1 rRNA gene is annotated in these 219 nt (G+C 54.3%); it reads left to right on the top strand.

The features are described 5' to 3' along the window. Positions 1-160 precede the first annotated feature (160 nt). Positions 161-219, top strand: a 5S ribosomal RNA gene (gene rrf / locus QP996_RS11905); the annotation flags it as partial.

The following is a 219-nucleotide window of genomic DNA, read 5'->3' as shown; positions in this document are numbered from 1 at the left end:
GAACACCGCGAAATACGAACACAAAAAAGCATTGTCATGCTTCGCGTCCACTGTGCAGTCACTGACACAACACACCACCGGAGATCACACCGGCCGGCCAACATAGAAAAAATTGCATAGCGCTGATTGTTGATCAGCCGTACATGCCCCGTATAGGTGTGTCGGTGGTTGATGGCGGCGGGGAAACGCCCGGTCCCATTCCGAACCCGGAAGCTAAGC

This window comes from Corynebacterium sp. MSK008, from assembly GCF_030232585.1.
Classification (GTDB): domain Bacteria; phylum Actinomycetota; class Actinomycetes; order Mycobacteriales; family Mycobacteriaceae; genus Corynebacterium.
This window is presented reverse-complemented; position numbering and strand designations above follow the sequence as displayed.